The sequence below is a fragment of the Acidovorax sp. 106 genome (genome assembly GCF_003663825.1).
Lineage (GTDB): Bacteria > Pseudomonadota > Gammaproteobacteria > Burkholderiales > Burkholderiaceae_C > Acidovorax.
The window spans coordinates 3,432,787-3,456,799 of the sequence record NZ_RCCC01000001.1; the positions used below are offsets into that span (position 1 = coordinate 3,432,787).

The 24,013-nt window shown below is 64.5% G+C and carries 19 protein-coding genes; 2 read left to right on the plus strand and 17 right to left on the minus strand.

The genetic code is table 11. From position 1 onward, the window contains the following. Positions 1-17: 17 nt before the first annotated feature. The 9 genes from C8C98_RS15300 to C8C98_RS15340 all read right to left on the minus strand — a co-directional run bounded on the left by C8C98_RS15300 (position 18) and on the right by C8C98_RS15340 (position 9,600). Positions 18-707, minus strand: coding sequence for an aldolase (locus C8C98_RS15300; protein WP_121456296.1), 690 nt, complete (start codon positions 705-707; stop codon positions 18-20). Between the two features lie 17 nt (positions 708-724). Continuing rightward, positions 725-2,002 (minus strand): 3-oxo-tetronate kinase, encoded by a 1,278-nt coding sequence (gene otnK / locus C8C98_RS15305; RefSeq protein WP_121454976.1) that lies wholly within the window; start codon positions 2,000-2,002, stop codon positions 725-727. After that, a complete protein-coding gene (ltnD, locus tag C8C98_RS15310) occupies positions 1,999-2,910 on the minus strand; it encodes an L-threonate dehydrogenase (RefSeq protein WP_121454977.1) in 912 nt (303 codons plus the stop codon). Before ltnD ends, otnK begins: the two co-directional genes overlap by 4 nt. Before the next feature lie 31 nt (positions 2,911-2,941). Then, entirely contained in the window at positions 2,942-4,309 is a 1,368-nt protein-coding gene (locus C8C98_RS15315; RefSeq protein WP_121454978.1) for a GntP family transporter, read from the minus strand. A 372-nt stretch (positions 4,310-4,681) separates the two neighbouring features. Continuing rightward, positions 4,682-5,452 (minus strand): FadR/GntR family transcriptional regulator, encoded by a 771-nt coding sequence (locus C8C98_RS15320; RefSeq protein WP_121454979.1) that lies wholly within the window; start codon positions 5,450-5,452, stop codon positions 4,682-4,684. Positions 5,453-5,560: 108 nt separating this feature from the next. Then, positions 5,561-6,613: a patatin-like phospholipase family protein gene (locus tag C8C98_RS15325; RefSeq protein ID WP_121456297.1), complete on the minus strand. Its 1,053-nt coding sequence runs from the start codon at positions 6,611-6,613 to the stop codon at positions 5,561-5,563. 190 nt (positions 6,614-6,803) lie between these two features. Further along, positions 6,804-7,571, minus strand: coding sequence for an ABC transporter permease (locus C8C98_RS15330; protein WP_121454980.1), 768 nt, complete (start codon positions 7,569-7,571; stop codon positions 6,804-6,806). A gap of 12 nt (positions 7,572-7,583) precedes the next feature. Beyond that, entirely contained in the window at positions 7,584-8,408 is an 825-nt protein-coding gene (locus tag C8C98_RS15335) for an ABC transporter ATP-binding protein (protein ID WP_121454981.1), read from the minus strand. Between the two features lie 163 nt (positions 8,409-8,571). Next, positions 8,572-9,600: an ABC transporter substrate-binding protein gene (locus tag C8C98_RS15340; RefSeq protein ID WP_121454982.1), complete on the minus strand. Its 1,029-nt coding sequence runs from the start codon at positions 9,598-9,600 to the stop codon at positions 8,572-8,574. Between the two features lie 406 nt (positions 9,601-10,006). Between C8C98_RS15340 and C8C98_RS15345 the strand changes: the two genes are divergently transcribed. Continuing rightward, positions 10,007-10,825 (plus strand): HDOD domain-containing protein, encoded by an 819-nt coding sequence (locus C8C98_RS15345; protein WP_121454983.1) that lies wholly within the window; start codon positions 10,007-10,009, stop codon positions 10,823-10,825. Between the two features lie 87 nt (positions 10,826-10,912). Here the strand turns inward: C8C98_RS15345 and C8C98_RS15350 are convergent, their stop codons facing one another. The 8 genes from C8C98_RS15350 to C8C98_RS15385 form a co-directional block, all read right to left on the minus strand. Further along, the gene (locus tag C8C98_RS15350) at positions 10,913-13,225 is read right to left on the minus strand and encodes an NADP-dependent malic enzyme (RefSeq protein WP_121454984.1); all 2,313 of its coding nucleotides are present in this window, start codon (positions 13,223-13,225) and stop codon (positions 10,913-10,915) included. A gap of 261 nt (positions 13,226-13,486) precedes the next feature. After that, positions 13,487-15,337, minus strand: a complete 1,851-nt coding sequence (locus C8C98_RS15355; protein WP_121454985.1) for a methyl-accepting chemotaxis protein — start codon at positions 15,335-15,337, stop codon at positions 13,487-13,489. Positions 15,338-15,440: 103 nt separating this feature from the next. Further along, positions 15,441-16,718 carry a C4-dicarboxylate transporter DctA gene (locus C8C98_RS15360; RefSeq protein WP_121454986.1) on the minus strand — a complete coding sequence of 426 codons (1,278 nt, stop codon included), beginning with the start codon at positions 16,716-16,718 and terminating at the stop codon, positions 15,441-15,443. 174 nt (positions 16,719-16,892) lie between these two features. Then, entirely contained in the window at positions 16,893-18,137 is a 1,245-nt protein-coding gene (locus C8C98_RS15365) for an ArgE/DapE family deacylase (RefSeq protein ID WP_121454987.1), read from the minus strand. Then, entirely contained in the window at positions 18,134-19,921 is a 1,788-nt protein-coding gene (uraD, locus tag C8C98_RS15370) for a 2-oxo-4-hydroxy-4-carboxy-5-ureidoimidazoline decarboxylase (protein WP_121454988.1), read from the minus strand. The genes C8C98_RS15365 and uraD overlap by 4 nt, the downstream gene beginning before the upstream one ends. 77 nt (positions 19,922-19,998) lie before the next feature. Continuing rightward, a complete protein-coding gene (gene puuE, locus C8C98_RS15375) occupies positions 19,999-20,949 on the minus strand; it encodes an allantoinase PuuE (protein WP_121454989.1) in 951 nt (316 codons plus the stop codon). Between the two features lie 50 nt (positions 20,950-20,999). After that, positions 21,000-21,674 (minus strand): GntR family transcriptional regulator, encoded by a 675-nt coding sequence (locus C8C98_RS15380; RefSeq protein WP_121456298.1) that lies wholly within the window; start codon positions 21,672-21,674, stop codon positions 21,000-21,002. Between the two features lie 58 nt (positions 21,675-21,732). After that, positions 21,733-22,656, minus strand: coding sequence for a LysR family transcriptional regulator (locus tag C8C98_RS15385; protein WP_121454990.1), 924 nt, complete (start codon positions 22,654-22,656; stop codon positions 21,733-21,735). Positions 22,657-22,824: 168 nt separating this feature from the next. Between C8C98_RS15385 and C8C98_RS15390 the strand changes: the two genes are divergently transcribed. Then, positions 22,825-23,907: a tartrate dehydrogenase gene (locus C8C98_RS15390; RefSeq protein WP_121456299.1), complete on the plus strand. Its 1,083-nt coding sequence runs from the start codon at positions 22,825-22,827 to the stop codon at positions 23,905-23,907. The last annotated feature ends 106 nt before the right edge of the window (positions 23,908-24,013 follow it).

Here is a 24,013-nt window from a genome sequence, read left to right on the forward strand (position 1 = left end):
TTGTTCTACCGTTGTGGTTACCAGTGGGCACCAAAAGTCTGGCGCAAGTCTTCAATTTGGGGCCCTGTCAGCGGCGTGGGGCGGGGCTGGCACTGCAGCCACAGGCGGGCGGTTTCTTCCAGTTCTTCGAGCACAGCCATGGCCGCAGCCGGTGTGTCGTGCCACACATTGGGCCCCAGGCGCGCCAGCATCACGGCACGCACCGGGCTGCCGTTGGCGGCATAGCAGGTGATGGTCTGCGCCACCAGTGTTGCTGCTGCGGCATCACCCGGGCGGTGGTACGGGATGTGCGGCACGCGGCCCACCTTCATGACGAAGTAGGGCGTGATAGGGGGCAGCAATTGCGCATCGGGCGCCAGCTGGCCACCCGCAGCCGTGTCGGCTTGCAGCGAGCAGGCCACCAGGTGCGTGCTGTGGGTGTGGATCACGCAGCGCGCGGGTGCGGCTGTCGATGCCGATGCCTCGTAAATCTGCCGGTGCAGCGCAATGGTCTTGCTGGCCCGGTCGCCCGCCACCTGCTGTCCCTGGGCGTCCAGGCGGGCCAGCCGCTCGGGCTGCAACGTTCCCAGGCAGGCATCGGTGGGGGTGATGAGGTAGCCGTCTGCCAGGCGCACGCTGATGTTGCCCGCGGTGGCGTGCACATAGCCCCGCTCAAACAGGCTGCGGCCCACGCGGCAGATCTCGTCGCGGGCCTGTCTCTCATCCATGAAGGCGGGGGTAGAGGTCATGCCCGCAATTGTGCAAAAGCTTTGGTGAAGAAGTCGGTGCTACCGAAATTGCCCGACTTCAGCGTGATGTGCAGGCCGTCCTTGGCATCGGGGGCCACGGCATGGCACCACGGCACGCCGGGGTCGATCTGCGCGCCAATGCGCATTTGCGTGATGCCCAGGGCCTGCACACAGGCGCCGGAGGTTTCACCGCCCGCCACGATGAGCTGGCGCACCCCACGCTGCACCAGGCCGCAGGCAATGGCGGCAATGGTTTCCTCCACCATGGCACCGGCTTTCTCAGAACCGAGCTTGCCCTGAATAGCGCGCACGGCCGAGGGCTCGGCGGTGGAATACACCAGCACCGGGCCTTGGCCAATGTGGCCCTCAGCCCAGGCCAGCGCTTCGGCGGCCACGTCCACGCCTGCTGCGATGCGCAAAGGGTCGATGGCGAGGGCTGGCTTGCCCGCCTTGATGAAATCCATCACCTGCTGGTTGGTCGCCACCGAGCAGCTGCCCGACACGATGGCCTGCAGCCCTTGCGCAGCGGGCAGGCGGGCGGCCTCGTTGCTGGGCGCCACGCCAAAGTTGCCCGGCAAGCCAATGGCCACGCCAGAGCCCGCTGTGACCAACGGCATGCCCTTAAGCGCTGGGCCCAGGCGCAGCAGGTCGGCGTTCGACACCGCATCGACCACGGCCATGCGCACGCCCTCGGCCTTGAGCTGGTCGATGCGTGCGCGGATGGCGGCCTCGCCCTGTGCGACAACGCTGTGGTCGATCAGGCCCACGCGGCTCTCGGTCTGCGCCTGCAGCACGCGCACCAGGTTGGGGTCGGTCATGGGCGTGAGCGGGTGGTTTTGCATGCCGCTCTCGTTCAGCAGCACATCGCCCACAAACAGGTAGCCCTTGAATACGGTGCGCTTGTTGTCGGGGAAGGCGGGCGTGGCGATGGTGAAGTCGGTGCCCAGGGCCTGCATCAGCGCATCGGTCACGGGGCCGATGTTGCCTTCGGCCGTGCTGTCAAAGGTAGAGCAGTACTTGAAGTAGATCTGCTCAGCACCTTGCGCCTTCAGCCATTGCAGCGCAGCCAGCGATTGGGCGATGGCTTCGTCCTTCGGAATGGTGCGCGACTTCAGGGCCACCACGATGGCATCGGCCTCGGCATCCAAAGGTGCCGTGGGCACACCCATGGCCTGCACCACGCGCATGCCTGCGCGCACCAGGTTGTTGGCCAGATCGGTCGCGCCGGTGAAGTCGTCGGCAATGCAGCCCAACAGTGCACGTGCGCGCGTCATGCCTTGTCCTTGCTTGCGGGCAGCGTGATGCCCGGGAAGATCTTGATCACGGCGCTGTCATCTTCCTTGGCAAAGCCTGCGGTCGATGCCTGCATGAACATCTGGTGCGCGGTGGCCGCCAGTGGCAGGGGGAATTTGCTGGCGCGTGCGGTGTCCAGCACCAGGCCCAGGTCCTTCACAAAAATATCGACGGCCGACAGCGGCGTGTAGTCGCCCGCCAGCACATGGGCCATGCGGTTTTCAAACATCCAGCTATTGCCCGCGCTGTTCGTGATCACTTCATACAAGGCGCTGGCTTCCACGCCTTCGCGCAGGCCCAGGGCCATGGCTTCGGCGGCCACGGCAATGTGCACACCGGCCAGCAACTGGTTGATGATCTTGACCTTGCTGCCCGCGCCCGCCTTGTCACCCAGGCGGTACACCTTGCCAGCCATGCCGTCGAGCACGGCGCCCGCTGTGGCATAGGCCTCGGGCTTGGCCGAGGTCATCATGGTCATCTGGCCCGATGCAGCCTTGGCTGCGCCGCCGGAGATGGGCGCGTCCACGTAGTGCAGGCCCAACGCGTTCAGGCGGGCTTCCAGTGCCACAGACCAGTTGGGGTCCACGGTGGAGCACATCACAAAGGTACTGCCGGGGCGCATGGTGCTGGCTGCACCGCCCTTGCCATCGTCGCCAAACAGCACGCTCTCGGTCTGCGCCGCGTTGACCACCACCGACACCACCACATCACTCACCGCCGCCAGCGCAGCGGTGGTGGCGTGGGCTGTGCCGCCTTCGGCCACAAAGGCATCGGCCACGCCGGGGCGCACGTCGCACACGTGGATGGTGAAGCCGTTGTTGCGCAGGGTCTTGGCAATGCCAGCGCCCATGGCGCCCAGGCCGATGATGCCGACGGTGGGTTGGGTCATAGTGGTGTCTTTCTAAAGCAAAGAGAAAAAATCAGGCAACCGCCACCCACAGCAGGGCGGTGAGGGCAAAGCCCGCCAGGCCCAGCACGGTGGTCAGCACGGTCCAGGTGCGCAGGCCATCGCCCACGCTCAGGCCCAAGTAGCGGGTCACGATCCAGAAGCCCGAATCGTTGACGTGCGACAGGCCCAGGCTGCCAAAGCCAATGGCAACCGTGAGCAGCGCCACTTGCAAGGGGGAATACCCGCCACCCGCCATCGCATCGGCCAGCAGGCCGCAGGTGGTGATGATGGCCACGGTGGCCGAACCCTGTGCAGCGCGCAGGGCCAGCGAGATGATGAACGCCAGCAAAATCAGTGGCAGGTGCGTGGCCGTGAGGCTTTGCGACAGCGCAGCGCCAATGCCACTGGCGGTGAGCACCTTGGCAAACACGCCGCCCGCGCCGGTTACCAGGATCACGGTGGCGGCCGGGGGCAGGGCGGATTCCATGATGGCGTTGGTGCGCTCGCGGTTCCAGCCTTGGTTGCGGCCCAGCAGAAACATGGCCAAGCCCACGGCCACCATCAGCGCAAAGATGGGCGAGCCGATGAAGCCCAGCACATTGCGCAGACTGTCGCCCTTGGGCAGTAGGGTAGCGCCCGTGGTGCCTGCCATGATGAGGGCCAGAGGAATGATGATCAGCGCCATGATGGTGCCGACGCCGGGGGCATTACCAGCCTTGCTGGCCTTGCTTTCTTCGCTGTTGCCAAAGGCCGCAAACTGCTCGGCCGTGGTGGGCAGCATGGGGTAGCCCTTGCGGTTGAGCCAGCCCGACACATACTGCGACAGCGCCGCCAGCGGAATGCAGATGGCCAGGCCAATGATGGTGATCCAGCCGATATCGCCCTTGACGATGGCCGCCCCACCCACGATGCCGGGATGCGGTGGCACCACCACGTGGGCTGCCAGCATGATGCCCGCCACGGGCAGGCCGAACTTGATGGGGTTGACGCCCGCCGCCTTGCAAAAGCCGTAGACGATGGGCACCAGGATGATGAAGCCCACGTCAAAAAATACCGGGATGGCCAGCACCAGCGCTGCGGCTGTGAGCGCCATCGGCACCCGCGTGGGGCCCAGCAGTTGCGTGAAGCGGTTGGCCAGGCTGGCCGCGCCACCCGAGACTTCGATCATGCGCCCCAGCATGGAGCCCAGCGCCACCAGGATGGCGACCGAACCCAGTGTGCCGCCCATGCCTGCAATCAGCGTGCTGATGATGTCGCCAATGGGCATGCCCGTGGCAAACGCCACCAGAAAGCTCACCAGCATCATGGCCACGAAGGCGTGGACCTGCCAGCGGATGATGAGCAGCAGGAGCAGGCCAATGCTGCCGGCGCCGATGCCGAGAAGTGCGAGGGTGGACATGTACGGGATATCTCCGGGATGGAAGGGCGAGCGCGCAGGGCGGTACCCTAGTTAGTGTGTTTATATGGTCATCATACAAATTTAGCGTGCGGGTGAGTTTGCGGGTTAACCCTAGTCAAAGGGATGCTCGAATGAGGGAGCGCAGCTGTGTGTCGGCGCAATTTGAACGTCGCGTGCCGAGGGCGTGCCGATGGCGCGCCGAGGGGCAAACTGGCCATCTGGCTCGTTGCGCTCAGCTTTGATGCAGTGGCTTGGCGTATGGCGGGCGCGCGGACTCTGGCCGGATCTGGCTTGAGCGCAGCGGGTTGCAGTGCGGCTCCAGGATCAGTGCAAAACCGCTAAACCGCAAAAGGGCGGTGGCCCCCCGCGACCTCAGTCCGCAGACGCATTCACCAGCGGTTGCGCCAAGCGGGCGCCATGCTGCGCCCAGAAGGCCGGGTCTGCCTGCGCAATGCGGCTGAGCGCATTGCGCATGTGTTCTGTGGCGGCGTGCCGTGCAGCGCCGGGGTTGCCGCTCTCAATGGCGGCCACGATGCATTCGTGCTCTTGCGTGACAGCCCTGGCAAAGTCACTGCGCCTGGCTTCGTTGGCGCGTGTGACCCGGGTAGCGCCGCTGAGGAAGCGGGCCAGGTAGTCCAGTGTGCTGATCAGGAAGGGATTGCCGGCCGCCCTGGCAATGGCGCGGTGAAATTCCACGTCTTCCTCGGCGCCGTCTCCACCGGCCTGCACTGCGTCACTGATGCGCTGCATGGCGGCGCGAATGGCCAGCACATCGGCTGCCGTGCGGCGCTGTGCGGCCAGCTCGGCCACTTCAGACTCCAGCGCGCGCCGCACTTCCACAATCTGCATCACGGCCTCGCGCGATGCGGCATGGGCCAGGTCAAACTGCAGTGGCGCGATGCCGGGGGCTTGCACATACACGCCGCTGCCTTGGCGCGAGTCGACCAGCCCCAGCGACTTGAGCCGGGAGATCGCCTCGCGCACCACCGTGCGGCTCACCTCAAACTGCTGCGCCAGTACGGCCTCGGTAGGCAGCTTGCCACCCGCCTGAATGCGGCCCGTGCGGATTTCAGCCTCCAGCGTGCTGGCGACCTGGTCGGCCAGCTTGAGGCTGGGCTTGACGGCAGAAAAAGGGGACGACATGGCGAGCGATAGTGGGAGTGTTGGGCGGCTGACCTCAGCGCCCAGGGCAAGCGCCAATGCATGGGCGAATGTACCCCAAGGTGGCAGCGCAGCGCTGCGGCGGCGGCCCTATTTGGCGGGGCTGCACCGATCGTCCATGCCCGCCAGACCCGCTAGCTTTTGCATGCTGGAGCGGTTGTCCAGACAGGCCTGCAACTGTTCCTGCGCCGCCCTTTGCTGTGCTGCCCGTGCCGTGCTGGCGCGCTCGGTTTGCAGCCGGGCCACACGTTCGCGGATTTGCGGCATCACGGCCAGGGCGGCTTTCTCGCCTTCCACGATGGCGTTGGCGCGTTGGCTGAAGTCGGCCGATCCAATGTCCAGCACCTGGGGGCGGATGATCACATCGGCGCGGGCCAGCTCGGCCTGACCGAGCTTCTGGCCCATGATGGCAATGGACTGGCCCAGCGTGCCTAGCATGTCGCCCGGCGACTGCCCCCGGGCCTTGTTGGAGATGTCTACAGCGATGACGATGTCGGCGCCCAGCTGGCGGGCCGCATCCACGGGCACGGGGCTCACGATGCCGCCATCCACGAAGTGGTACTTGCCTATGGTGACGGGCTGGAACACGCCCGGCACGCTGCTGGAGGCTCGCACCGCCTGGCCGGTGTTGCCGCGCGCAAACACGGTGCGCTCACCGTCTTCGAGCCGAGTGGCCACGGCCACGAAGGGCTTGGCCAGTTGTTCCAGGGGTTTGCGGCGTACCTGCTCGTTCACATAGTCTTCCAGCTTCTGCCCCTGCACCAATCCGCCCGAAGACCACTGCAAATCGCGGATCTTGGCCTCGTCCAGCGCCACGGCTTTTTCCTGCATCTCGAACGCATTCATGCCGCTGGCATACAGCGCGCCCACCACGCTGCCTGCGCTGGTGCCGGAGATGACGGCGGGGGCAAAGCCATTGGCTTCGAGCATTTTGATGACGCCGATGTGCGCAAACCCCTTGGCTGCGCCGCCGCCCAGCGCAATGCCAATGCGCACCGGGGCCGTGGTGGTGGCCAGGGACGGCTGGGGCTCGGGGTTGGAGCGGGTGGCGGTTGCGCCACAACCTGCCAGTGCCAAGGCTGCGACGGTGGCAAGGGCTGCCCCCACGACAGGAGGGGAGGGGAAAAAGGCGGTCAGGCGCATGCGGGTGTCATCCTGCGGTGCATTGGGGCGGGCAGTATAGCGGTGGCCCCCAGTGGGCAAGGTGGATGGGGTGATTTGCTCCTAAAAAAAGAGCTGCTTGCGCTTTTCCATAAAGCGCTAGAGCCCATTTTCTTCAAGGGTACAGAGGCATGTGCCGATGGCTGCTCTTGGCCCACCCCCAGCCCAGGCCTCACTCGCCCTGTGACCCCCGATGTGCCCAGCCTGTGGTGCGCTTTTCGACCCAGCTGAACAGCTCGTACATGGCCATCGCCATGGCGCCCACCACCATCAGCCCGGCAAACGCCAGGCCCATTTGCATGGACGAACCCGCGCTGATGAGCAGGTAGCCAATGCCCTCGTTGGCGGCGGTCATCTCGCTCACCGTGGTGCCCACAAAGGCCAGGGTGATGGCTACTTTGAGCGATCCATAAAAGTAGGGCAGCGAGCGCGGCAGGCCCACCTTGGTCAGCACATCCCAGCGTTTGGCGCCCAGCACGCGCAGCACGTCTTCCAGCTCCGGCTCCAGCGTGGCCAGGCCAGTGGCAATGTTGACCATGATGGGAAAGAAGCTGATGAGAAAGGCCGTGAGGATGGCTGGCCCCACGCCGATGCCGAACCACACTACGAGGATGGGCACGAACGCGGCCTTGGGCAGGGCGTTGAAGGCCGTCATCAGCGGGTACACGGCGGCATAGGCCAGGCGCGAGCTGCCGATGACAAAGCCCAGCAGCACGCCCACCACGATGGCAATGCCAAAGCCCGCCATGGTGACCCAGTAGGTGCGCCAGGCGTGACCTGCGATGACGCCGCCAAACTCCACCAGCTGGGTGCCAATGGCCCAGGGGCTGGGGAAAAGGTATTCAGGGACGCTGAAGGCCGAGCAGACGATCTGCCACAGCAGGATGATGGCGCCGAGCAGGATCCAGGGGGACCAGCGCTCCACGGTTTTCTTGTGCATGACTCGCCTTGTTTATTGCTGGATGGGCGCGCCAGCCTTACGCAGGGCGCCAATGTGGCCGCGCAGCTCGTGCACGATGTCGGTGAATTCCTTGGTGTAGGTGATCTCCAGCTCGCGCGGGCGCGGCAGCTTGATCTCCTTGCGCACCACAAACCGGCCGGGGCTCTTGCTCATCACATACACGGTGTCTGCCAAGAAGACGGACTCGCGCAGGTCGTGTGTGACCAGGATCACGTTGAATTTCTGCTCGGTCCACAGGTCGCGCAAGATGCACCACAGCTCTTCGCGGGTGAAGGCGTCAAGCGCGCCAAAGGGCTCGTCCAGCAGCAGCATCTTGGGCTCGTGGATCAAGGCACGGCAGATGCTGGCGCGCTGCTGCATGCCGCCCGACAACTGCCAAGGGAATTTGTCCTCATAGCCCGCCAGCCCGACCTTTTGCAGCAGCTTGCGGGCGCGCTCTTCGTATTCCTTGCGCTTTTGTTTGAAGTTGCTGCGGTACGGCTCGACGATCTCCAGCGGCAGCAGCACGTTGTCCACCGTGGTACGCCAGGGCAGCAGCGAGGGCGCCTGGAACGCCATGCCCGAGACTTTGAGCGGCCCGGTCACGGGCTGGCCGTCGATGAGGATCTTGCCCATCGATGGCATCTTCAGGCCGGTGGCCAGCTTCATGAAGGTGGACTTGCCGCAGCCCGAGGGGCCGACGATGGCAATGAACTCGCCCTGGCGGATTTGCAGGTCGATGGCCTCGACGGCAAAGTGGTTCTCCGCGCGCAGCTCGTCGTTGTAGGCGAGCCAGACATCGCGAAAGTCCACAAAAAAGGAATCAGCAGCCTGCATCAGAGGTCCGTAGTGAGTAGTGTTTGTGCACCGAGGTTGATGCTGGGCGCGGCCCAGGCCAGCGCCCCCGTGCAAGGGCCGCCCCGCCGCACCGGGGGCGTCCCCCTCCCGACTCGCGCAGCGAGTCGAGAGAGGGGGAAGGCGCGAAGCGACTCAGGGGGTGTCACTTCTTCGGCAGGATGTTCAGCTCAGCCGTGCTGGGCAAGAAGCTGCCGTTCCACACATCGTCTGCGTTCACACGGGTCTTGGTGTTGAAGGCATCCGACACCTGCGACGCCATCAGCGACAGGCGGCCCGGCTTGGCTTGGCCAAAGCCTTCGGCACGCGCGTCGGCGCTGTTGACCACGGTGTCGATGGCCAGTTGCAGGCGGCGCGTTTCCAGCGCCACGTTCACGATGCCATCGCGGGCGCGCACATGCTCGATGGCGGCGGCGGGGTTGGCGATGACTTCCTTGGCGCCCTTGGTGAATGCCGACAGGAAGGCCTTGACGGCAGCGGGGTTCTCTTTGATGAGCTTGGGCGAAGCAATGATCACGTTGCCGTACAGCTTCACGCCAAAGTCGGCGTAGGGCAGCACGACCACGTCGGCGGTCTTCACGCCCCGGGCTTCCAGGTTCAGCAACGAAGTGAAAGTGAAGCCGGTGATGGCGTCCACGTCGCCGCGCACCAGCATGGTCTCGCGCAGCGGGGGGTCCATGGCCGTCCACTGCACGTTGCCGACCTTGTTGGCTTTTTGGAAGATGGGGAAGGCGCGGCGCCCGGCGTCAAACACCGGGGCGCCCAGCTTCTTGCCAGCCAGGTCGGCGGGCGTGGCGATACCGCTTTTCTTGAGCGCCATCACCGATGCGGGCGTGTTGTTGTAGACCATCATCACCGCCACGGGTTTGTTCTGCGCGTCGGGGTTGTTGGCGTGGAATTCCATCACGGCAGCCAGGTCGGCAAAGCCCATGTCGTAGGTGCCCGAGGCCACGCGCTGCACTGCGCCGCCCGAGCCGTTGCCAGCGTCCACCGTCACGTCCAGCCCAGCGGCCTTGAAGTAGCCCTTGGCTGCGGGCTGCAAAAACAGCGCAGCTGGGCCTTCGAAGCGCCAGTCGAGCTGGAATTTGATGGGCGTGCTTTGCGCATGCGCAGCAGGCAATGCGCTTGCCAGCGCCAGTGCTGCTGCGGTGTGCATGAACGTTCTTTTTTTCATGGGGTAGCTCCTGGCGGTTGCCAAATAAAAACGGAAGGAAAAAGGCAGCAATGCCTTGGCTGTGCAAGCTATTCAGCAAAAACGATGCCCGCTTTCAAGCGCACTGCCGGGTTTTAGCAAGGGCAGCGCAGCGTGGCAAACCATTCTTCACCGAAGTGGTGCGGCCGGGCATGGAGGGTTTCCCGAAATGGTGCGTGCACCGTTGCAACGGATTGGGACAAACACGCAGACGAGGGGCCGTAGGCGGTGGTACAACGAAGTCGCAGCATCCAAAAAACAGGGCATTGCCTCGCAGGCCATAGGCGCTGCGGTACAGGGTTCCTGGAGAAGGGTGCGCAGCCCGTTGCACTGCAGCACGAAGGCTTGCGTCTTCGGGTTCTTCAAAGACCCACGAGAGGGCTCACCTATGCCACACCTGACAGAGTTTTTTGACAACGTGCAATTGCCCACCATGCCCGACGTGGCGCGGGAACTGGTGGCGACGATGCAGGACGATGACATCCCGTTTGAGAAGGTGCGCAGCGCCATTGCGCGCGACCCGGCCTTGACGGCCAAGCTCATCCGCTTGGCCAACAGCTCCCGCTTTGGGCTGGCGCGGCAGGTGGCCACGCTGGACGATGCGTTAACGCTGGTGGGGCTGAACCAGGTGCGCACCCTGGCCTTGGCGGCCTGCATGACTGGCATGTTCAAAGACACGCCGGGCATAGAGGCTGACGCCTTCTGGAAGGAAAGCATGGCCACTGCAGGCTATGCGCAGTGGTTGGCGCGCACGCTGGGCTCGGATGTGCAGCAGTCCTGGCTGGCCGGGTTTTTGGTGCGCATTGGTGAATTGATCATTGCGCAAAAAGCGCCCGAGCAAATGGCCGCCATTGAGCAACTGCCCCACCAGGCAGGTGGCCGCTGGGAGCGCGAAAAGCGCTTGCTGGGCTTTACCGAGGCGCAGGTGACGGCGGAGCTGGCCAAACGCTGGCGCTTCCCGGATTCCATCGTGCGCGCCCTGGACACCGCCGAAGACCCTGTGGCCGCCACGCCGTTTTGCCGTCTGGGTGGCATCGTGCACGTGGCCATGCTGCTGGCCGAGATTGCACTGGAGGAGCCCAAGTCCCCCGCCGACACCATCGCCAGCTTGCCCGAGGAAATCAAAAGGGCGTTGCAACTGGACTCGGACTGGCTGGCTGAGCATCTGCCGCCAGTGGCAGACTTTGTGGATGTGTCGGTGCACTGACGCGACCGTGCTGAGGTCTACAGTTCAATCCACCCAAAAAGAAAGGCCCCGAAGGGCCTTTCTTTTTTGAGTGCGAATCCGATCGGATCAGGCTGCGCGCGCCGCAGCGCTGGCCACGGCCAGGGCGGTCATGTTGAACACCCGGCGCACGGTGGCTGCGGGCGTCAGGATGTAGGCCGTGGCGGCAGAGCCCATCAGGATCGGGCCTACGGTCACACCACCGCTGGTGGTGGTCTTGAGCACGTTGTACAGGATGTTGGCTGCGTCGATGTTCGGGCAGACCAGAAGGTTGGCGGAGCCGCTCAGGGTCGATTCGCCTTCGGCCATGTAGGTCTTGCGGATGCCGGGCTCCAGCGCAGCATCGCCGTGCAGTTCGCCATCGCACTCGATCTCGGGGTGGCGCGCCACGAAGAGGTCGCGTGCTTCGCGCATCTTGCGGGCCGAGGGGCGCTTGGACGAACCGTAGCTCGAGTGCGACAAAAACGCCACCTTGGCCGGAATGCCAAAGCGCTGCACTTCCTGCACCGACATCCAGGCGATGTCGGCCAGTTGCTCGGCCGTGGGGTTCTCGTTCACGTAGGTGTCGGCGATGAACAGCGGGCCCTGGTTGGTCATCAGGGCATTGAGCGCGGCGTAGTCGTTGGCACCCGCTTGGCGGCCGATGATGCTGTGGATGCGCTCCAGGTGCGTTTCGTACAGGCCCACCAGGCCGCAGATCATGGCGTCGGCGTCGCCGAGCTTGACCATCAGCGAGGCGATGATGGTGTTGGAGCGGCGCACGGCGGCCTTGGCCACTTCAGGGGTGGCGCCATTGCGCTTCATCAGCGCATGGTAGTGCTCCCAGTACTGGCGGAAACGTGGGTCGTCTTCAGGGTTGCACACCTCCACGTCCTTGCCGATCTGCATGCGCAGGCCCGCTTTTTCAATGCGGGCCGCGATCACGGCGGGGCGGCCGATCAGGATGGGGTGGGCAATCTTGTCGTCGATGGCCATCTGCGCGGCACGCAGGGCACGCTCGTCCTCGCCGTCGGCATAGGCCACGCGTTTTTGCGCATCAGGCAGGGCCTTGGCGGCGGTGACCACCGGGCGCATGAGCATGCCGGTTTGGTAGACAAAACGCGACAGGCTTTCCTTGTAAGCCTCCATGTCTTCGATGGGGCGTGTGGCCACACCGGATTCGGCGGCGGCCTTGGCCACAGCGGGCGCGATCTTGAGGATCAGGCGCGAGTCGAACGGCGTGGGGATCAGGTAGTCGGGGCCAAAGGTCAGCTCTTTGCCTGCATAGGCGTTGGCCACTTCCTCGCTGATATCGGCCTTGGCCAGATCGGCGATCTGGCGCACGCAGGCCAGCTTCATGGCTTCGGTGATCTTGGTGGCGCCGCAGTCCAGCGCGCCGCGGAAGATGTACGGGAAGCACAGAACGTTGTTGACCTGGTTGGGGTAGTCCGAGCGGCCGGTGGCAATGATGCAATCGGGGCGCACGGCCTTGGCCAGCTCGGGGCGGATTTCAGGCTCGGGGTTGGCCAGCGCCAGGATGATGGGCTTGGCCGCCATCGTCTTGACCATCTCGGCCGTCAGCACGCCGGGGGCCGAGCAGCCAAGGAATACGTCGGCACCGTTGACGGCATCGGCCAGCGTGCGCGCGTCGGTCTTTTGCGCGTACTGCGCTTTGGATTCGTCATAGCCGCCAGGGCGGCCTTCGTAGATCACGCCCTTGGAGTCGCACACGAAGATGTTCTCGCGCTTGACGCCCAGGCCCACCATCACGTTCAGGCAGGCAATGGCGGCGGCACCAGCGCCCGACACGGCCAGCTTCACGCTGCCAATGTCCTTGCCCACCAACTCCAGGCCGTTGAGCAGGGCGGCGCTGCTGATGATGGCGGTGCCGTGCTGGTCGTCATGGAACACCGGGATGTTCATGCGCTTGGACAGCTCTTGCTCGATGTAGAAGCACTCGGGTGCCTTGATGTCTTCAAGGTTGATGCCGCCCAGCGTGGGTTCCAGGCTGGCGATGATTTCGATGAGCTTGTCGGGGTCGCGCTCGGCCAGTTCGATGTCGAACACATCGACGCCTGCAAACTTCTTGAACAGGCAGCCCTTGCCTTCCATCACGGGCTTGCTGGCCAGCGGGCCAATGTCGCCCAGGCCCAGCACGGCCGTGCCGTTGGTGATGACGGCCACCAGGTTGCCGCGCGAGGTGTAGTCAAACGCCTTCGAGGGGTCGGCAGCGATGTCCAGACAGGGATAGGCCACGCCGGGCGAATACGCCAGCGACAGATCGCGCTGGTTGGACAGGGGCTTGGTCGGCGTGACGGAGATCTTGCCCCGGCTGGGGTTGCGGTGGTATTCGCGCGCTGCGTCGCGCAGTGCCTGTTCGGCGGCAGACAAGGTCTGTGTCATAGAAGGAAAGAGTGTGCGAAACGGTGCGATGGAGCTTAATACATGTCCAGCGCGGCATGGCTGTATGCCTCATGCCTTGTGTGCATGAATTGATCAACGGGGGCGGGGCCGTCGTGGGGCCCGGAGCCCGGATCTTCGTATGGGGGCAACTGGACGATGCGAATGTAAGGCAAGACGATCTCGAGAGATCATCTGCCGTGGGCGCGGAGTAAGGTTAGCGGATTTCTCAATGCCCCGGCGTTCTCTGTGATCCGTCGCCTCTCAGCGGTGCCCTGCTAACCGGGGGGTACCTTGCGAATAATCCGCAGAGGCGCCAGAGGCATCCAGGGTGAACCCAGCCACTGTGCGCGACAGGTTGTGGGCCTGCTCGTTCAACACGGCTGATGCTGCGGTGGATTCTTCCACCAATGCAGCGTTTTGTTGGGTGGAGCGATCCATCTCCGTGACGGCTTGATTGATCTGACTGATGCCACTGCTCTGCTCCGCCATGGAACCATTGATTTCGCCGATGGTGAGAGTGACGCGCTGGATGCCTTGAACAATGGCGGCCATGGTGTCGCCGGTAGCCCGCACCCGTTCCGCGCCCGTTTTTACGCTGGCGCTGGACGCATCAATCAGTGTCTTGATCTCGCGGGCTGCTGCGGCACTGCGCTGCGCCAAGTTGCGCACTTCGCTGGCCACCACCGCAAAACCCCGGCCTTGTTCGCCTGCGCGTGCGGCTTCGACGGCGGCGTTGAGCGCCAGGATATTGGTCTGGAAGGCGATCGAATCAATCACGCCGATGATCTCGCCGATCTTTGTGGACGCCTTGGAGATATCGTCCATAGTAGCCACAGCGCTGGCGACCACTTCGCCGCCCTTGAGCGCCGAGGCGCTGGCCTCTCCCGCCAGCCGGGTGGCCAGGCTGGCTGAATCTGCAGACTGCTTCACGGCCACGGTGAGCTGCGACAGCGAGGCAGAGGTCTCTTGGAGGCTGCTGGCCGACCCCTCGGTGCGGTTGGACAAGTCCTGATTGCCGGCACGGATTTCGTCCGTGGCCGTCTTCATGGACTCAATGCCGTTGCGCACGTCCTTTAAAACGGTGCTGATCTGATCTATGAAGGTATTGAAGGAGGATGCAATTTGCGCCACTTCATCTTGTCCCGAAACGGGCAACCGCTGCGTGAGATCGCCTCCTCCGGAGCCAATCTTGTCCATGGCATCGCGAACCTGCGAAAGTCGGCGGAACGACGTTGCTGTGAGCAGGCCAGCGATGCCGGCGGCGCCCAAGGCCAGCAGCACGATGGCGATGGCCAGTGTCTGAAGCACACTGCGCAGGCCGGCTGTGGCCTCGGCCTTGTCCAGCGCCACCACCAGGATCCAGTCGGTGCCTTGCACCGCGCGCCCTTTGAGCAGCTTGGCTGCGCCCCCCATATCTACCTGCAAGGGCTGGCTAGACTTTGTCAGGTCGGCCAGCGCTGCAGGGGCCAGCAAAGGCGAAACTTCGGTGGCTGGCTTGAGCGCCAGCTTGGGGTCTGCATGTGCCAGGATCAGCCCGTCACTGTTCACCACAAAACCCATGCTGCTGGGCGTTGGGCGGATGGTGGACACCACTTCGCGCACCCCATCCAGCGGCACTGCGCCACTGACCACACCAGCGAGCTTGCCGTCACGCAGCATGGGTGCAACGAACGCCACGTACGGCATGCCGGTGGTGGAGTCTCCGTAGGGCTTGGTTACCGACAGCTTGCCCGCTTGTGCGGCCGTTTTGTACCAGGGGCGTGCCGTGGGGTCGTAGCCCGGGGCGGTAGTGGTGGTAGAGAAAAAAGTTTTGTCTTCCCACCCGACCGTGGTGATGGGGAAGCCGCCCGACTTGCTGAGCTGGCGCACAAAGCCTTGGGGGTCTCCATGCTCCACCACCGCAGCGGTGGCCTGAACAGCCAGTCCCTTGGCTGCCACCCACTGGTCTATCGCTGTAGCGTTGCCCGCCGTGATCGCATCAAGGTCCTGCTCAATGGTCGCGAAAGTGTTGGAGCGGGTGATGGAGTAGGTGGCCGCTCCAGTCACCGCCAACGCGCCTATGACCGTTGCGGTGCTGATGGTAAGAATCTTGGCGCGCAGGGTTTGGATCATGGAAGCTTTCAAAAACAGGCATAGAAATTACACATCGAATTGGGCCTGTGTTGCATTTATTTACAGAACTGTTGCTGAAAATCCAAACGGCCTGTAGGGGCGCCTATTGCTCCTCTGGAACCTTTTCACCGTTGAGCACCGCCTGGGCGCGCTCCCGGTCAATGTCGCCTTCCCATGCCGCGATGGCGATGGTGGCCACGCAGTTGCCAATCAGGTTGCCCAGCGCTCGCGCAATGCCCATGAACCAGTCCACCGACAGCACCATCACCAAGCCGATGGCGGGTATGGCTGGGATGGCCTGAAGGGTGGCGGCTAGCACCACTATGGCCGAGCCCGGCACGCCGTGGGCGCCCTTGGAGGTGACCAGCGAAATGGCCAGGATGGTTAGCAAGTCCGTCATGCTGATGGGTGTGTTGGTGGCCTGGGCGATAAACACGGCCGCCAGAGTGATGTAGATCGAGAACGCATCCAGGTTGAACGAATAACCGGTGGGAATCACCAGCCCCACGGTCGAGTCCCGCACCCCCAGGTGCTTGAGCTTGGCCATCACCTGGGGCAGCACGCTGTCGGAGGAAGTCGTTGCGAAAACGACTGCCAGCTCCTCGCGCAGGTAGCGCAGCAGTTTGAAAAGGCTCAGGCCTGACAGGCGCATGACCGTGCCCAGCACCACCAAGACAAACAGCGCGACGGCGAAGTAGAAAAGACCGACCAGCATGCCCAGCTGCTTGAGCGAGCCGATGCCGTACTTGCCCACCGTGAACGCCACAGCACCCAGCACCCCCAGAGGCGCGAGCTGGATGATCAAGCCCATGGCGCGAAACAGCACTGCAGAGAACTCGTCGATCAGCGCGACCACGTTTTTGCCGCGTTCACCGATCAGTGCCAGTGCACAGCCAAACACCATCGAGAACAGCAGCACCTGCAGCACGTCTCCCGTAGCAAATGCGCTCACGGCCGTGGTGGGGATGAGCTTGAGCAAGAAGTCACTAAAGCCGCCTCCTGAGAGCTTGTGGGCGTTGTCTGCATAGCTGCTCATGGCTGCAGCATCCAGTGCCTTGGGGTCCACATTCATGCCCACCCCTGGCTCAAAGACAAAGGCCAGCACCAGCCCCAGCACCAAGGCAATGCTGGTGATCACCTCAAAGTAAATCAGCGCTTTCACGCCCAGTCGACCGACGCGGCGCAAGTCGCCTGTGCCTGCGATGCCGTGCACGACCACGCAGAACACGATCAGCGGCACCAGCATTTTGATCAGTTTGATGAAGCCATCGCCCAGCGGTTTGAGTTGCACCGCCCATTGAGGCCAGAGCAGCCCTACCACGACCCCGGCGATCAGTGCCAGTACGACGCGGCCAAACAGTGAGCGAAAAAAGCGTTGCATGAAGAGTTCCCGTTGATTGGCAATTTATGTACGCGAAAATTGCATACAAAAAGTGTAGACATGAATGCCTACCGAGAACTGCGGGTTATCCCTGCTGAACGCCTCCTGCGGGCATAAAAAAGCCGGGCACACAGGCCCGGCGTGGTGGTAGATGCCGCCAAAGTGGCTTGCTTGTCAGCGCAGCAGATCGCTCAGCGCCCGTGCGATCACCTTGGTGGCACGGCGCAGGTCTTCCAGTTGCAGGCGTTCGTCGGCCCGCTTGGCGTGGGATTCGAGCACGGTGCGCGGCCCGGCGCCATAGATCACGCCGGGGATGCCGCGCTCTACATACAGCCGCACGTCGGTGTACAGCGGGGTGCCTACGGCGGGCACGGGCTCGCCGATCACGGCCTGCGCGTGTTTCTGGATCGCATCGACCAGCGGTGCATTGCCCGCCAGCGGGGTCATGGCGTTGGCCAGCAGCAGGCGCTTGATGTCCACGCTGATGCCAGCGCGCTCGCCCGCCGCCTGCTCGATGATGCGGCGGATGTTGGCTTCGACCTCCACCGGGTTCTCTTCGGGGATCATGCGGCGGTCGAGCTTGAACATCACCTTGCCGGGCACCACGTTGGTATTGGTGCCGCCCTCAATGCGGCCCACGTTCAGGTACGGGTGCTTGATGCCTTCGACCTTGGATGTGACCTTCTTGTATTCATCGTTCTGCGCATACAGCGCGTTCAGGATGTGCACGGCGCCTTGCAGCGCATCCACGCCGGTGTGGGGCACGGCGGCGTGGGCCATCTTGCCGTGCACGGTCACTTCCATTTGCAGGCAGCCGTTGTGGGCGGTGACCACTTCGTAGCTGAAGCCTGCAGCAATCATCAGGTCGGGCTTGGCCAGGCCGTTCTTCAGCAGCCAGCCAGGGCCCAACTCGCCGCCAAATTCTTCGTCGTAGGTGAAGTGCAGTTCCACCGCGCCCTTCGTGGGCTTGGCGACGGCTTCCAGCGCCCGCACGGCAAAGGTGAAGCTGGCAAAGTCGCTCTTGCTCACGGCGGTGGCGCGGCCATACATCTTGCCGTCTGCAATTTCGGCGCCGTAGGGGTCGTGGGTCCAGCCCTCACCGGGCGGCACCACGTCGCCATGGGCGTTCAGGGCAATGGTCTTGCCGCCATCGCCCGGCGCTCCGTAGGGGCGGCGCACGATGAGGTTGGTGATGGACTCCATGCCGTAGGCCTGCACATCGGCAGCGGGCACAGCGTGCTTCTCGGCTTCGTAGCCAAAGTCTTTGAGCAGCTCTGCCGTGCGTTCGGCATGGGGTGCGTTGTTGCCGGGCGGCGTGTCGGTGGGCACACGCACCAGGGCCTGCAAAAAGTGCACTTCCTCATCAAAGTGCTGGTCGATCCAGGCGTCCAGCGCGGCGTAGTTGTTGTTCGTAGTCATGGTTGTGGTTCCTCGGCAAGCTGGTGCAGCACCTGGGTGAAGGCGTCCACGGCCAGCTGCATGTCGTTGTGGGTGGTGGATTCGAGCGGGTTGTGGCTGATGCCCGAGTTTTGGCCGCGCACGAACAGCATCGCCTGCGGCAAGATGGAGTGCAGTTTCATGGCGTCGTGCCCCGCGCCGCTGGGCATGCGGAACACTGGCACGCCCAGGGTGTCCACGGCGCGCTCCCAGTGGTTTTGCAATGCGGGCGCGCTGGGTGCAGCGGCGGCGCGCATGGATTCTTCCAGGGTGTAGCGCAGGCCGCGCCGCTGGGCAATGCGGGCGAGTTCGTCCAGCACATCGCGCACCAGGGCGTCACGCTGCGCGTCGGTGGGCGCACGCAAATCCAGGCTGAACTGGCAGCGCCCCGGCACCACGTTGATGGAGCCGCCGGGCACATTCAGCTGCCCAATGGTGCCCACAGAGTCGCCATCCTGCGCGGCGCGCTGCTCCACATACAGCGCCAGCTCGGCCACGGCAACAGCCGCATCGCGGCGGCGGTCCATGGGGGTGGTGCCCGCGTGGCTGGCGGTGCCGATCATCTCGGCCACAAAGCGCACGCCGCCGTTGATGGAGGTGACCACGCCCAGGGGCAGGTCCAGCTCGTTGAGCACGGGGCCCTGTTCGATGTGCACTTCGATAAAGCCCAGGTACTGCGCCGGGTCGCGCTGCAGCTTGGCAATGTCGTCAATGCACAGGCCCGCATGCTGCATGGCCTCGCGCATGGTCACGCCGTCGGCGTCCTTTTGCTCCAGCCACGCAGGGTTGAAGTGGCCGATCAGCGCGCCCGAGCCCAGGAAGGTGGCCTTGTAGCGCTGGCCTTCTTCTTCGGCAAAGCCCACCACCTCGATGCCGAACGGCAGGCGCTGGCCGGTGCGGTGCAGCTCGCGCACGCAGGCCATGGGCACGAAGATGCCCAGGCGGCCGTCGTATTTGCCGCCGTTGCGCACCGTGTCGTAGTGGCTGCCGGTCATCAGGTAGCGCTTGCCTGGGGCCGCCGGCTCCGCTGGGTGGTAGCGGCCCACTACGTTGCCCACGGCGTCAATCTCCACATCGTCAAAGCCGCAGTCGCGCATCCAGTGGCTGATGCGCTGTGCGCAGGCGCGGTGCGCGTCGGTGAGGTAGGTGACGGTGAGCTGGCCCTTTTCGGCAAAGCCGGGGTCAGAGAGTTCGGCCAGTTGCTCTTGCCAGTCCCACACATCGCCGCCCAGCAGGGGCTCGGTGCCGAACTTGTCGTTCAGGCGAATCTCGGCAATACGGTGGATGTTGCGCAGGGCCTCGGCCAGTTCGAACTCAGGGTGGTTGTCCAGCCGCCGGGCAAAGGTGTCGATGATTTCGCGCTTACCCAGGCCCGTGCCGCGCGGCCCACGCACCGCCAGGATGAACGGGAAGCCAAAGCGTTCGTTGTAGGCCGCGTTGAGCTGCTGAATGCGCTCAAACTCCTCGGGCGTGCACTGCGTCAGGCCCGCCTTGCTTTGCTCGTGGGTGGATTCGGCCGTGAGGCTTTGGGCCACCATGGCTTTGCCCGCCAGCTCAGGGTGGGCGCGGATCAGCCCCAGTTGCGCCTCGGTGCCCGCGGTGCGCACCACCTGCGCCAGGGCGTGTTGCAGTTGGGCCTGGCTGCGAAAGGGCCGCTGCGCCAGGGCTTGCTCTGCAATCCAGGGCGAGTGTTCGTACAGCCCGTCCAGCAGCGCCAGCGCTTCTGTGGGGCTCGCGGCGTTGAGTTGTTCCAGGGTCAGTGGCATGGTAGGTGCTTCAAAAAAGTGAGCTGCTCGCGCTTGATTGACAAGCGCTGGAGGCCAATTTGATTCATAAATAGGGCTCACACGGCGGGTGCCGGGTGGTGCTGCGCCCAGTGGCGGGCAATGTCGATGCGCCGTGCCACCCACACCTTGTCGTGCTGGGCAATGTGGTCGAGGAATCGCTGCAATGCGGTGATGCGACCGGGGCGGCCCAGCAGGCGGCAGTGCATGCCGATGCTCATCATCTTGGGGGCGTTGTCACCGGCGGGGTCACCTTCTGTGTACAGCGCGTCAAAGGTGTCTTTCAGGTACTGGAAGAACGGATCGGCGTGCGAATAGCCTTGCGGCAGGGCAAAGCGCATGTCGTTGCAGTCCAGCGTGTAGGGCACGATGAGCTGGTGCACGGCGCTGCCGTCGGTGCGCTGCACCTTCATCCAAAACGGCAGGTCGTCGCCGTAGTAGTCGCTGTCGTATTCAAAACCGCCAAAGTCGGCCACCAAGCGGTGCGTGTTGGGGCTGTCGCGGCCGGTGTACCAGCCCACGGGCCTGTGGCCGGTCAGCTTCTGGATGATGTCCATCGCCTCGGCCATGTGCGCCCGCTCGACCTCTTCGGGCACGTGCTGGTAGTGGATCCACTTGAGACCGTGGCAGGCAATCTCGTGCCCCAGCTCCACAAAGGCGGCGGTCAGCTCGGGGTGGCGCTGCAGCGCGGTCGATACGCCAAACACGGTGAGCGGTAGCCCGCGCTTTTCAAACTCGCGCAGGATCCGCCACACCCCCGCCCGCGAGCCGTACTCGTAGATGCCTTCCATGCTCATGTGCCGCTCAGGATAGCTGGCGGGGTTGAACATTTCAGACAGGAACTGCTCGCTGCCCGCATCGCCGTGCAGCGTGGCGTTCTCGCCGCCTTCTTCGTAGTTCAGCACAAACTGCACCGCAATGCGGGCGCCGCCGGGCCACTGGGCGTGGGGCGGGTTTTTGCCGTAGCCAATCAGGTCGCGGGGGTAAGGGGCGGTGGCGTCGTAGATCATGGTGGGTGGGCTTGAAAGGGGCGGGTGAGGCTGCACTGCCAAGACAGGGTTCAAGACAGCGCCAGAGACAGGTCGTTGATGGGCGCTGGGCGGTCAAAGATCAGGCTTTCTTCCACATGCAGCAAATGTGCCTGCATGAGCTGCACGGCCCGCTCTTCGTCCTTGGCCCCCAGGGCCTTGACGATGTCGGCGTGCTCTTCGTGCGAGTGTTCGGCGGCGCTGGCGCTTTGGTACATCAGCGTGATGAGTGAGCAGCGCGAGATCAAATCGCCCAGCATCTGCGCCAGCACCTGGTTGCCCATCAGCTCGGCCATGCGCACATGGAAGTCGCCCAGCAGCTCGGTACGCTCAGGCGCATCGCCCTGGTCTACCGCCTGTTTTTCGCGGGCTACGTGCTCGCGCAGTGCGCGCAGCTTGGCGGGGGTGACCTGTTGCATGAAGGCGCGCACCATCTCGGCCTCGAGCATGCGGCGCACGGCAAACACCTGGCGCGCCTCGTCGGCCGAGGGGGCGGCCACAAAGGCGCCCCGCGCGGGCTCCAGCCGCACCAGGCGGTTTTGTGCCAGCTGAAACAGCGCTTGCCGCACCAGCGTGCGCGACACGCCAAAGTGGTCGGCCAGCTTTTGTTCGGCCAGCTTGGTGCCCGGCTGCAGGCGGTGCTCGACGATGGCGCGGGTCAGGCGCGTCACGATGAGGCTGGTGGTCGAGTTATCCATGCGCTGCATGATAGCCGCAAGCGGCGTTTTGTATACACTTTTGGTGGACTGTTTGGGGTGAAAGAGTTCAATCCCCCGGCGTGCTGCTGGCAAACCGCCCCACCAAAAAGTCCACAAACGCCCGCACCCGCGCCGCCGCCTGGTGGCGCTGGGGGTAGATGGCGTAGATATCGGCCGGGGGCGTGTGGTGGTCTGCCAGCACCTGCACCAAGCGGCCGCTGCGCAGGTAGCGGGCCACGTCCCACTCGGCGCGCATCACGATGCCGTGGCCCTCCAGTGCCCAGTTCACGGCGATTTCGCCATCGTTGGTGCTCAGGCCGCCACGCACCTTCACCACCTCCACCGCGCCGCTCTTGCGGGCAGGGCTCAGCCGCCATTGGCCGTAGGCGTCGTCGCCCTGGCGTATGCCAATGCAGTCGTGGCGGGCCAGGTCGCTCGGTATCTTGGGGGTGCCGCGCTGCGCCAGGTAGGCGGGCGATGCGCACAGCAGCCGCCGGTTGGGCGCAATGCGCCGTGCAATCACGCGGGCGTCGGGCGGCTCGCCAAAGCGGATGCACACGTCAAACGCGTCCGACGCCAGTGGCGGCGGGTCTACCGACAACTGCAGTTGCACCTGCACCTGCGGGTGGCTGCGCACAAAGTCTGAAATCAGCGGCGCAATGTGGCTGCGCCCAAAGCCCAGCGTGGCATTCACCCGCAGCAGCCCCTGTGGGGTGGACTGCGTGCGTGAGACCAGTTGCTCCATGTCGGCAATGTCGGCCAGGATGCGCCGCGCGTGCGCCAGATAGGTCTCGCCCTCGGGCGTGAGGCTGACGCGCCGCGTGGTGCGGTTGAGCAGCTGCACGCCCAGTCGCGCCTCCATCTGCGCCAGGCGCTTGCTCACGGCGGGCGTGCTCACGTTCAACTCGCGCGCCGTGGCCGAAAAGCTGCCACAGCGTGCCAGCAGGCTGAAGAACGCCATCTCGGAAGGGGCAGAAAGCGGTGTGCTCATTGTTTCTTTAAAGTTAACAACAGGATAACTTGAAGGGTGTCTTTTTGAATCATATGCCCGCTAGATTTGCCCCATGGCGGCTTTGTGAGCAGGTTCTCAGGCCATGACCCCATGGATGCCGAGAACACCCAGCCACCGCAGACCCCCTTCAAATCAGGAGACCATGACATGACCCAAGCCACCCCCAAAACCCACCGCATCGCCTGCATCCCTGGCGACGGCATTGGCAAGGAAGTGATTCCCGCCGGGCAAGAGGTGCTGCAGGCCCTGGCCGCATCCCAGCCCGGCCTGGCGTTTGAGTTCACCAGCTATGGCTGGGGCGGCGACTGGTACCGCGCCCACGGCGAGATGATGCCCGCCGATGGCCTGGCCCAGCTGCGCGACAAGGACGCCATCCTGTTCGGCTCGGCGGGCGACCCACACATCCCTGACCACATCACGTTGTGGGGCCTGCGCCTGAAGATTTGCCAGGGGTTCGACCAGTACGCCAACGTGCGGCCCACGCGCATCCTGCCGGGCATTGATGCGCCGCTCAAGCGCTGCTCGCCCCAAGACCTGGACTGGGTCATCGTGCGCGAAAACTCCGAAGGCGAATACGCTGGTGTGGGCGGCCGCGCCCACCAGGGCCACCCCATCGAGGTGGCCACCGACCTGAGCGTGATGACCCGCGCCGGGGTCGAGCGCATCATGCGCTACGCCTTCCGCCTGGCCCAGTCGCGTCCCCGCAAGCTGCTCACCGTCATCACCAAGAGCAACGCCCAGCGCCACGCCATGGTGATGTGGGACGAGATTGCGCAGCAGATCAGCCAGGAGTTCCCCGATGTGAAGTGGGACAAGGAGCTGGTGGACGCGGCCACCGCCCGCATGGTCAACCGCCCGGCCACGCTGGACACCATCGTCGCTACCAACCTGCACGCCGACATCCTCTCTGACCTGGCCGCAGCACTGGCAGGCAGCCTGGGCATTGCCCCCACCGGCAACATCGACCCCGAGCGCCGCTACCCCAGCATGTTCGAGCCCATCCATGGCTCGGCCTTCGACATCATGGGCAAGGGCCTGGCCAACCCCGTGGGCACGTTCTGGAGCTGCGTGATGCTGCTCGAACACCTGGGCGAGCACGCCGCTGCCAAGCGCCTGATGGCCGCCATCGAGCAAGTCACCGCCGACCCAGCCCTGCACACCGGCGACCTGGGCGGCAAAGCCACCACCGCGCAGGTCACCCGCGCTGTGTGCGAGCGGCTGGCCGTCTGAGCCCATCCAGCACAGGTTCAGCGCAAGCCCTGCGCTTATCCCCCGGCCCGCACGCTGCCCAGCAAGAGGCGCGGCGGCTGGGGGCTCAACCCACCGAACGACATTG